Here is a 10653-nt window from a genome sequence, read left to right as displayed (position 1 = left end):
TAGAAATCGACGTTCGGGTACAGTTTCTTCTCGATGAAGTACGGGTCGTTCAACGCGATGTGTTCCAGCTCCATCGCGACCTGCAGCAGGTTGTCGTCTTTCTTGTTCAGTTCTTTCAGCACTTCGTGACAGGTTTCACGCATCACGGTGGCGCGTGGATCGTAGTTTTTGTACACGCGGTGGCCAAAGCCCATCAGACGGAACGAGTCATTCTTGTCTTTGGCGCGCTTGATGAACTCAGGGATGTGCTCAACGGTTTTGATCTCTTCGAGCATCTTCAGTGCTGCTTCGTTGGCACCGCCGTGCGCTGGCCCCCACAGGGAAGCGATACCGGCCGCGATACAGGCAAACGGGTTGGCACCGGATGAACCGGCGGTACGCACGGTAGAGGTGGACGCGTTCTGCTCATGGTCGGCATGCAGGATCAGAATACGGTCCATGGCGCGTTCCAGCACCGGGTTTACCACATACTCTTCGCAAGGTGTAGCAAACATCATGCGCAGGAAGTTACCGGCGTAGGACAGGTCGTTGCGTGGGTAAACAAACGGCTGGCCGAGAGAATACTTGTAACACATCGCTGCCACGGTAGGCATTTTGGACAGCAGGCGGAACGCGGTGATTTCACGGTGACGCTCATTGTTGACGTCCAGCGCATCGTGATAGAACGCAGCCAGGGCACCGGTCACGCCGCACAGCACCGCCATTGGGTGTGAGTCGCGGCGGAAACCACGGAACAGATGGGTGATCTGGTCGTGGATCATGGTGTGACGGGTTACCGTGGTTTTGAAGGTTTCAAACTCTTCAGCGCTCGGGGTTTCGCCGTACAGCAGGATGTAGCACACCTCCAGGTAGGAGGACTCTTTTGCCAACTGCTCAATTGGGAAGCCGCGGTGCAGTAGAATACCTTTGTCGCCGTCGATGAACGTGATTTTGGATTCACAGGAAGCGGTGGAGGTAAAGCCGGGATCAAATGTGAAATAACCTTTGGAGCCCAGGGCGCGTACGTCAATAACATCAGGGCCCAGTGTAGGTGTGAGCACGCCCAGTTCGATCGGAGCTTCGCCGTTGTTGATGCTTAGCGTCGCTTTCTTATCAGTCATTTACAGTCTCCTTAACGCCTTATTTTAAAAACCTCTAACAACTGAAATACCTTAAATCTCCGCAGGTTGCCCGCAGTAAAGTCGAGCGAACGCTAACTCTGTGAGCGACAGCGCATTTGCGCCGGTAGGGGACAGAGTGCGAACCAGGCGAACAAGACGGGTTAGCAGCCGTTAACGATTCATCGGGATTCGTTATTTTCTTTTAATCATTACCTACGATCTGTTTGGAATTTTAACCACATACACTATCGCTACACTGTTGCATAACTTGTGCTTAGGGGGAAGTGTATCCGGTGACCGCTAGTGCATCATAGGGTTGATTGCTACCCTATTTGTAATGGAAATGTTGATCTCTTGTCAAATCAGATAATTAATTTAGTGCTAAATGTAATAATCGTGATCCAAATCACTGTTCTGGGGAAATGTGACCAAAGGGATTGTATGGGAATTGTAATAAGAATGTGAACCTCCTATACTGCCGCCAGGTCTCCGGATTACCCTGAAGTAGGAGCACCCAGCGTTATCACTACGCGCCGTTTAAGCACTAGGATGTCGATGTTTGAGCGCGTGAGGTGTAAGAGTGAAAACTCTTGGACGCTGTCTGATCCCCACCCAGGCCCGGAGGAAGGAAAATAATAAGAGCTGTGTGGGCAAAACCGTGAAAAAACAAAGACCTGTCAATCTGGATCTGCAAACGATCCGGTTTCCTGTAACTGCGATAGCGTCCATCTTACACCGAGTCTCTGGCGTAATTACTTTCGTTGCCGTGGGCATTCTCCTCTGGCTGCTGGGTATCTCTCTTTCTTCTCAAGAGGGCTTCCTGCACGCTGCCGCCATCATGAATAGCTTCTTCGTGAAATTCATTTTCTGGGGGATCCTCACCGCGTTGGCCTATCACATTTGCGGTGGCGTTCGTCACTTGTTAATGGATTTTGGCTATATCGAAGAGAGTTTAGCCGCAGGTACCCGTTCTGCCCAGGTGGCGTTCGGTCTGACCGTCGTGCTGTCAATTCTGGCTGGAGTCCTCGTATGGTAAGCAACGTTTCTGCATTAGGACGTAACGGCGTACACGACTGGTTGTTACTGCGTGCTTCCGCTATCGTCATCACCCTGTATGTTCTCTATATCCTGGGCTTCGTGGTTACGGCTCCGGACATCACCTATGAAATCTGGCGCGGCTTCTTCGCCACCTCCATTACGAAGGTATTCACCTTGCTGACATTGTTATCGATCCTGGTTCACGCCTGGGTGGGTATGTGGCAGGTGCTGACGGACTATATCAAGCCACTGGCGTTACGCCTGGTGCTGCAACTGGCGATTGTCGTCACGTTGCTGGTCTATTTACTGTACGGAACAATCGTAGTGTGGGGTGCTTAAATGAAACTGCCAGTCAGAGAGTTTGATGCAGTTGTTATCGGTGCTGGTGGCGCAGGTATGCGCGCGGCGCTGCAGATTTCCCAGGCGGGCTCAACCTGTGCCCTGCTTTCCAAAGTATTCCCGACCCGTTCCCATACCGTGTCTGCACAAGGCGGCATTACCGTAGCCTTGGGCAATAACCACGAAGACAACTGGGAATGGCATATGTACGACACGGTGAAAGGTTCCGACTATATCGGTGACCAGGACGCCATTGAGTATATGTGTAAAACCGGCCCGGAAGCGATTCTGGAGCTGGAACACATGGGCCTGCCGTTCTCCCGTCTGGACGATGGCCGCATTTATCAGCGCCCGTTTGGCGGCCAGTCACTGAACTTTGGTGGCGAGCAGGCGGCCCGTACCGCTGCGGCGGCAGACCGTACCGGTCACGCGTTGTTGCACACCCTTTATCAGCAGAACCTGAAAAACCACACCACCATCTTCTCCGAGTGGTATGCGCTGGATCTGGTGAAAAACCAGGACGGTGCGGTAGTGGGTACCACTGCTATCTGTATCGAAACCGGTGAAGTGGTGTACTTCAAGGCCAAGGCGACCATTCTGGCTACCGGCGGGGCAGGCCGTATTTACCAATCCACCACCAACGCCCACATCAATACCGGTGACGGTGTCGGTATGGCCCTGCGTGCCGGTGTACCGGTGCAGGATATGGAAATGTGGCAGTTCCACCCAACCGGTATTGCCGGGGCAGGCGTACTGGTCACAGAAGGTTGTCGTGGTGAAGGTGGTTACCTGCTGAACAAACATGGCGAACGTTTCATGGAACGTTATGCGCCAAATGCCAAAGATCTGGCGGGCCGTGACGTAGTGGCGCGTTCGATCATGATTGAGATCCGTGAAGGCCGCGGCTGTGATGGTCCTTGGGGCCCACATGCCAAGCTGAAACTGGATCACCTGGGCAAAGAAGTGCTGGAGTCCCGCCTGCCGGGTATTCTGGAGCTGTCCCGTACCTTCGCTCACGTCGATCCGGTGAAAGAACCGATCCCGGTTATTCCTACCTGCCACTATATGATGGGCGGTATTCCGACCAAAGTGACCGGCCAGGCGCTGACCGTGAACGAGAAAGGCGAAGACGTGGTGATCCCGGGTCTGTTCGCGGTAGGCGAAATTGCCTGCGTATCGGTACACGGTGCCAACCGTCTGGGTGGCAACTCGCTGCTGGATCTGGTGGTGTTTGGTCGTTCTGCCGGTATGCACCTGCAAGAGTCGTTGGCAGAGCAGGGTGAAAGCCGTGACGCCAGCGAATCGGACGTCGAAGCTTCACTGGATCGTCTGAACCGTTGGAACAACACCCGTTCTGGTGAAGATCCGGTGGAGATCCGTAAGGCACTGCAATCCTGTATGCAGCATAACTTCTCGGTGTTCCGCGAAGGTGATGCGATGGCGAAAGGGTTGGAAGAGTTGAAAGTGATCCGTGAACGTCTGAAGAACGCCCGCCTGGATGATACCTCCAGCGAATTCAACACCCAGCGCATCGAATGCCTGGAGTTGGATAACCTGATGGAGACCGCGTATTCCACCGCCGTGTCGGCCAACTACCGTACCGAGAGCCGTGGCGCGCATAGCCGCTTCGACTACCCGGAGCGTGACGATGCCAACTGGCTGTGCCATTCGCTGTATCTGCCGCAATCGGAAAGCATGACGCGTCGTGAAGTGAACATGCAACCGAAGCTGCGCGCGGCATTCCCGCCGAAAGTGCGTTCTTACTAATTGCGGAGCTCGATTGATGAAACTTGAATTCTCTATCTATCGCTACAATCCGGATGTCGATAGCGCCCCGCATATGCAGGACTACAGCCTGGAAGCGGAAGAAGGCCGTGACATGATGCTGTTGGATGCGTTGATCCAACTGAAAGAAAAGGACCCGACCTTATCTTTCCGCCGCTCTTGCCGTGAAGGCGTGTGCGGTTCAGACGGCATCAATATGAACGGTAAAAACGGTCTGGCCTGTATCACCCCGGTCTCGTCGTTGCGTAAAGGCAACAACAAGATTGTGATCCGCCCGCTGCCGGGGTTACCGGTGGTGCGCGATCTGGTGGTGGATATGGGGCAGTTCTATACCCAGTATGAAAAGATTAAGCCGTTCTTGATTAATGATGGCAAGAATCCTCCGGCGCGTGAGCACCTGCAAACGCCGGATCAGCGGGAAAAACTGGATGGATTGTACGAATGTATTCTCTGTGCCTGTTGCTCCACCTCTTGCCCATCGTTCTGGTGGAATCCTGATAAATTTGTTGGCCCGGCCGGTTTGTTGGCGGCGTACCGCTTCCTGATCGACAGCCGTGATACGGAAACTGAAGCACGACTGGACTCCCTGAACGACGCTTTCAGTGTTTTCCGCTGCCATAGCATTATGAATTGTGTCAGTGTATGTCCTAAGGGCTTGAATCCGACCCGTGCAATTGGTCATATCAAGTCTATGCTGCTGCAACGCGGCGCATAAACGGGACGAGATGCTGCGCCGGGGGCTTTACCGGCGCACATCCCAAGAGGGGATCTCTAAAAACTGACCCGTGATTGTGGTTAAAGGCAATCAGGTTTGTCCCGCCGGTTTTTAGAGGTTCCTTGTAAGGGGCCGCAAGGTCCAAAACAGAACGTGCATTTAAACTTATAGGTTTTTTACCCTATGAATTTCAAGTTACAGTCAGGCGCCTAGCTAGCTCATCCCCAGGAGCTTACTTGAGTAAGTGACTGGGGTGAGATAGTGCAGGTAACAACGCTGTAGCTTGAAAGGCGACGGGTATAAGCACGTCTAGTGAACCGTTAAGCGTACCATTACGGTAATTATGTTAACCACGGCGAAAACTGAAGCTTTAAAGCTTAAGGGATCAAAATGCAGAACGGCGCAATGAAGGCCTGGCTGGATTCCTCCTATCTGGCGGGCGCGAACCAGTCCTACATAGAGCAGCTCTATGAAGACTTTTTAACCGATCCGAGCTCCGTTGAAGATAGTTGGCGTTCCATTTTCCAGCAACTACCAACTGCGGGTGTCAAACCCGATCAGCTCCACTCCCAAACGCGAGATTACTTCCGCCGCCTGGCGAAAGATTCTGCTCGTTATAACACCACCATCAACGATCCTGAAACCGATGCCAAGCAGGTCAAGGTATTGCAGCTGATCAACGCCTTCCGCTTCCGTGGGCATCAGCACGCTAACCTTGACCCATTGGATCTGTGGAAACAGGAGCGCGTTCCCGATCTCGATCCGGCGTATCACAACCTGACCGAAGCCGACTTCCAGGAAACCTTCAACGTGGGTTCTTTTGCCATCGGCAAAGAAACCATGAAGCTGAGCGATCTGTTTGCTGCGCTGAAGCAGACCTACTGCGGTTCGATCGGTGCCGAGTATATGCACATCACCAACACCGAAGAGAAACGCTGGATCCAGCAGCGCATTGAATCGGTCGCGGGGCGTGCCAGCTTCACCACCGATGAGAAACGCCGTTTCCTGAGTGAACTGACGGCGGCCGAAGGGCTGGAGCGCTATCTGGGTGCAAAATTCCCTGGAGCCAAACGCTTCTCGCTGGAAGGTGGCGACGCGTTGGTGCCGATGCTGAAAGAAATGGTGCGTCACGCGGGCAAGAACGGCACGCGTGAAGTGGTGCTGGGTATGGCCCACCGTGGCCGTCTGAACGTGCTGATCAACGTGCTGGGTAAAAAACCGGCCGATCTGTTCGATGAGTTTGCCGGCAAGCATAAAGAACATCTGGGCACCGGTGACGTGAAATATCACCAGGGCTTCTCTTCCGACGTGGAAACCGAAGGCGGCATGGTTCACCTGGCGCTGGCGTTTAACCCATCGCACCTGGAAATCGTCAGCCCGGTCGTCATGGGGTCTGTACGTGCCCGCCGCGACCGCCTGGACGAAGCGCGCAGCAACATGGTGCTGCCAATCACCATTCACGGTGACGCGGCAATCACCGGGCAGGGCGTCGTTCAGGAAACCCTGAACATGTCGCAGGCTCGCGGTTATGAAGTTGGCGGCACGGTGCGTATCGTCATCAACAATCAGGTTGGCTTCACTACCTCCAACCCGTTGGATGCGCGTTCCACCCAATACTGTACCGATATCGCCAAGATGGTGCAGTCCCCGATCTTCCACGTGAACGCCGACGATCCGGAAGCGGTAGCCTTTGTTACCCGCCTGGCGTTGGATTTCCGTAACACCTTTAAACGTGACGTGATGATCGATCTGGTCTGCTACCGTCGCCATGGGCATAACGAGGCCGATGAGCCAAGTGCTACCCAACCGGTGATGTACCAGAAGATCAAGAAACACCCAACGCCACGCAAACTCTACGCTGACGTGCTGACCGAACAGAAGGTTGCCAGCCTGGAAGATGCCACGGAAATGGTCAACCTGTATCGCGATGCTCTCGATCGCGGTGACTGCGTGGTTGAAGAGTGGCGTCCGATGAATCTGCACTCCTTCACCTGGTCGCCATACCTGAACCATGAATGGGACGAAGAGTACCCAAGCAAAGTTGAGATGAAGCGTCTGCAGGAACTGGCTCGCCGCATCAGCAGCGTACCGGAAGCGATCGAAATGCAGTCGCGCGTAGCGAAAATCTACGGCGATCGTGCCGAGATGGCCGCAGGCAACAAAGCGTTCGACTGGGGCGCAGCGGAAACACTGGCTTACGCCACCATGGCTGATGAAGGCATCCCAATCCGTATTTCCGGTGAAGATGCTGGCCGTGGCACCTTCTTCCACCGCCATGCGGTGGTGCACAACCAGAAAAATGGTTCCGTCTATGTCCCGCTGGCTAATATCCACAGTGGCCAGGGCGAATTCAAAGTCTGGGACTCGGTGCTGTCTGAAGAAGCCGTTCTGGCATTCGAATATGGCTACGCCACCGCAGAGCCGCGCACCCTGACTATCTGGGAAGCGCAGTTTGGTGACTTTGCCAACGGTGCTCAGGTGGTGATCGACCAGTTCATCAGCTCCGGTGAGCAGAAATGGGGCCGCATGTGTGGCCTGGTGATGCTGCTGCCGCACGGTTACGAAGGCCAGGGCCCAGAGCACTCCTCTGCGCGTCTGGAACGTTACCTGCAACTGTGTGCAGAACAGAACATGCAGGTGTGCATTCCGTCTACCCCGGCACAGGTCTACCATATGCTGCGCCGTCAGGCGTTGCGCGGTATGCGCCGTCCGCTGGTGGTGATGTCACCGAAGTCCTTGCTGCGTCATCCGCTGGCAGTCTCTTCCCTGGAAGAACTGGCAAACGGCACCTTCCAACCAGCCATCGGCGAAATTGACGAGCTGGATGCCAAAGCGGTAAAACGCGTAGTACTGTGTTCTGGTAAGGTTTATTACGATCTGCTGGAACAGCGCCGCAAGAACGACCAGAAAGACGTGGCCATCGTACGTATCGAGCAGCTGTATCCGTTCCCGCATCAGGCCGTTCAGGCGGTATTGGAACAGTATGCCCACGTGCATGATTTCGTCTGGTGTCAGGAAGAGCCGCTTAACCAGGGCGCCTGGTATTGCAGCCAACACAATTTCCGTGAAGTGATCCCGTTTGGGGCCTCTTTACGTTACGCAGGACGTCCAGCCTCTGCCTCTCCGGCGGTGGGTTATATGTCCGTACACCAGAAGCAGCAACAGGCTCTGGTGAATGACGCGCTGAATATTGAAGAAAAAATTTAAAGGAAAGCTAATGAGTAGCGTAGATATTCTGGTTCCTGACCTCCCTGAATCCGTTGCCGATGCGACCGTCGCCACCTGGCATAAAAAACCGGGTGACACCGTTCAGCGTGACGAAGTGCTGGTTGAAATTGAAACCGACAAAGTAGTATTGGAAGTGCCAGCCAGTGAAGCCGGTGTACTGGAAGCGATCCTGGAAGACGAAGGCGCAACCGTGACTTCACGTCAGCTTCTCGGGCGTATCCGTCAGGGTGACAGCTCTGGCAAGCCGACCGAAGCGAAAGCTCAGAGCGTTGAATCAACTCCGGCACAGCGTGCAACCGCCAGCCTGGAAGAAGAGAACAACGACGCACTCAGCCCGGCGATCCGCCGCCTGATTGCCGAACACGATCTCGATGCTGCCGCCATCAAAGGCAGCGGCGTAGGTGGCCGTATCACGCGTGAAGACGTGGAAGCGCACCTGGCTGCCAGCAAGAAAGCGGCACCGGCAGCAGCCCCAGCGGCGGCACCTCAGCCAGCCTTGGGCGGCCGTAGCGAAAAACGTGTTCCAATGACCCGACTGCGCAAACGCGTGGCCGAGCGCCTGTTGGAAGCGAAGAACAGCACCGCGATGTTGACCACCTTCAACGAAATCAACATGCAGCCGATCATGGATCTGCGCAAGCAGTACGGTGAAGCCTTCGAAAAACGCCACGGTGTCCGTCTGGGCTTTATGTCCTTCTACATCAAAGCGGTAGTCGAAGCGCTGAAACGCTTCCCGGAAGTGAACGCCTCTATCGACGGTAGCGACGTGGTTTACCACAACTACTTCGATATCAGCATTGCGGTATCGACCCCGCGCGGCCTGGTTACCCCGGTACTGCGTGACGTCGACTCCATGAGCATGGCGGACATCGAGAAGAAAATCAAAGAGCTGGCGATCAAAGGCCGTGACGGCAAATTGACCGTGGAAGAGCTGATCGGCGGTAACTTCACCATTACCAACGGCGGCGTCTTCGGTTCATTGATGTCTACCCCGATCATCAACCCACCGCAGAGCGCCATCCTGGGTATGCACGCTATCAAGGATCGCCCAATGGCGGTCAATGGTCAGGTCGTGATCCAGCCGATGATGTATCTGGCTCTGTCTTACGATCATCGTCTGATCGATGGCAAAGAGTCGGTGAGTTATCTGGTGACGGTGAAAGACATGCTGGAAGATCCGGCTCGTCTGCTGCTGGACGTTTAATCCCTGCAAGGGCGCGGTTTTTACCGCGCCCACACCCTGTGCTATGTGGCCGATAAGTCATGCGGAATACCGCGAAAGTGACCCGGCTAAAACTTTCTGACCTGAATGGATAGAACATCATGAATTTACACGAATATCAGGCAAAACAGCTGTTTGCTCGGTATGGCATGCCAGCACCAACCGGTTACGCCTGTACCACTCCGCGTGAAGCAGAAGAAGCCGCATCTAAAATCGGCTCCGGCCCGTGGGTGGTAAAATGTCAGGTTCATGCTGGCGGCCGTGGTAAAGCTGGTGGCGTTAAAGTCGTTAACAGCAAAGAAGATATCCGTGCTTTTGCCGAAGCCTGGCTGGGCAAACGCCTGGTGACCTACCAGACCGATGCGCTGGGCCAGCCGGTTCACCAGATCCTGGTAGAAGCGGCCACCGACATCGACAAAGAGCTGTATCTGGGGGCGGTAGTTGACCGTGCCAGCCGTCGCGTAGTGTTTATGGCTTCCACCGAAGGCGGCGTTGAAATTGAGAAAGTTGCGGAAGAGACCCCGGAGCTGATCCACAAAATGACCATCGACCCGCTGGCTGGCCCGCAGCCTTACCAAGGTCGTGAGCTGGCCTTCAAACTGGGCCTTACTGGTAAGCAAGTCAGCCAGTTCGCCAAGATCTTCATGGGCCTGGCGACATTGTTCCTGGAGCGCGATCTGGCGATGGTTGAGATCAACCCGTTGGTGATCACCAAGCAGGGCGATCTGGTATGCCTGGACGGTAAATTGGGCGCTGATGGCAACGCATTGTTCCGCCAACCTGAACTGCGTGAAATGCGTGACCCTTCTCAGGAAGATGAACGTGAATCTCGCGCTGCACAATGGGAACTGAACTACGTTGCGCTTGATGGCAATATCGGTTGCATGGTGAACGGTGCCGGTTTGGCCATGGGTACCATGGACATCGTGAAATTGCATGGTGGCGAACCAGCCAACTTCCTGGACGTGGGCGGTGGTGCAACCAAAGAGCGCGTAACCGAAGCCTTCAAAATCATCCTGTCTGATGACAAAGTGAAAGCGGTTCTGGTCAATATTTTCGGTGGTATCGTGCGCTGCGACCTGATCGCTGACGGTATCATCGGCGCCGTAGCCGAAGTGGGCGTTAACGTCCCGGTGGTGGTGCGTCTGGAAGGGAACAATGCCGAACTGGGCGCCAAGAAACTGGCGGACAGCGGTCTGAATATCATTGCTGCGACCAGCCTGACT

Annotated in this window: 8 protein-coding genes; 7 read left to right on the top strand and 1 reads right to left on the bottom strand. The window is 54.8% G+C overall.

Features of this window, described 5'->3' with window-relative positions; all coding sequences use genetic code 11:
* The coding region (locus tag ACLQ7H_RS01730) for a citrate synthase (protein WP_411751178.1) at positions 1-1100 on the bottom strand (1100 nt) is incomplete at its 3' end.
* A 646-nt stretch (positions 1101-1746) separates the two neighbouring features.
* Here ACLQ7H_RS01730 and sdhC point away from each other — a divergent pair.
* The 7 genes from sdhC to sucC all read left to right on the top strand — a co-directional run.
* On the top strand, positions 1747-2136 hold the full coding sequence (sdhC, locus tag ACLQ7H_RS01725) for a succinate dehydrogenase cytochrome b556 subunit (RefSeq protein ID WP_411751179.1): 390 nt from the start codon (positions 1747-1749) through the stop codon (positions 2134-2136).
* On the top strand, positions 2130-2477 hold the full coding sequence (gene sdhD, locus ACLQ7H_RS01720) for a succinate dehydrogenase membrane anchor subunit (protein WP_021805273.1): 348 nt from the start codon (positions 2130-2132) through the stop codon (positions 2475-2477). The genes sdhC and sdhD overlap by 7 nt, the downstream gene beginning before the upstream one ends.
* Positions 2478-4244 carry a succinate dehydrogenase flavoprotein subunit gene (gene sdhA, locus ACLQ7H_RS01715; RefSeq protein WP_411751177.1) on the top strand — a complete coding sequence of 589 codons (1767 nt, stop codon included), beginning with the start codon at positions 2478-2480 and terminating at the stop codon, positions 4242-4244.
* A 16-nt stretch (positions 4245-4260) separates the two neighbouring features.
* Complete coding sequence (locus ACLQ7H_RS01710) at positions 4261-4977, top strand: succinate dehydrogenase iron-sulfur subunit (RefSeq protein WP_411751176.1); 717 nt, start codon at positions 4261-4263, stop codon at positions 4975-4977.
* 390 nt (positions 4978-5367) lie between these two features.
* Positions 5368-8184 carry a 2-oxoglutarate dehydrogenase E1 component gene (gene sucA / locus ACLQ7H_RS01705; RefSeq protein ID WP_411751175.1) on the top strand — a complete coding sequence of 939 codons (2817 nt, stop codon included), beginning with the start codon at positions 5368-5370 and terminating at the stop codon, positions 8182-8184.
* Between the two features lie 10 nt (positions 8185-8194).
* Complete coding sequence (gene odhB / locus ACLQ7H_RS01700) at positions 8195-9409, top strand: 2-oxoglutarate dehydrogenase complex dihydrolipoyllysine-residue succinyltransferase (protein WP_411751174.1); 1215 nt, start codon at positions 8195-8197, stop codon at positions 9407-9409.
* A 119-nt stretch (positions 9410-9528) separates the two neighbouring features.
* On the top strand, positions 9529-10653 hold a 1125-nt coding region (gene sucC / locus ACLQ7H_RS01695), incomplete at its 3' end, for an ADP-forming succinate--CoA ligase subunit beta (RefSeq protein ID WP_411751173.1).

Source organism: Serratia sp. (in: enterobacteria), from assembly GCF_046715635.1.
In the GTDB taxonomy this organism is placed as follows: Bacteria; Pseudomonadota; Gammaproteobacteria; order Enterobacterales; family Enterobacteriaceae; genus Chania.
The sequence above is the reverse complement of the archived record's forward strand: the minus strand, read 5'-3'. Positions and strand labels throughout refer to the sequence as shown.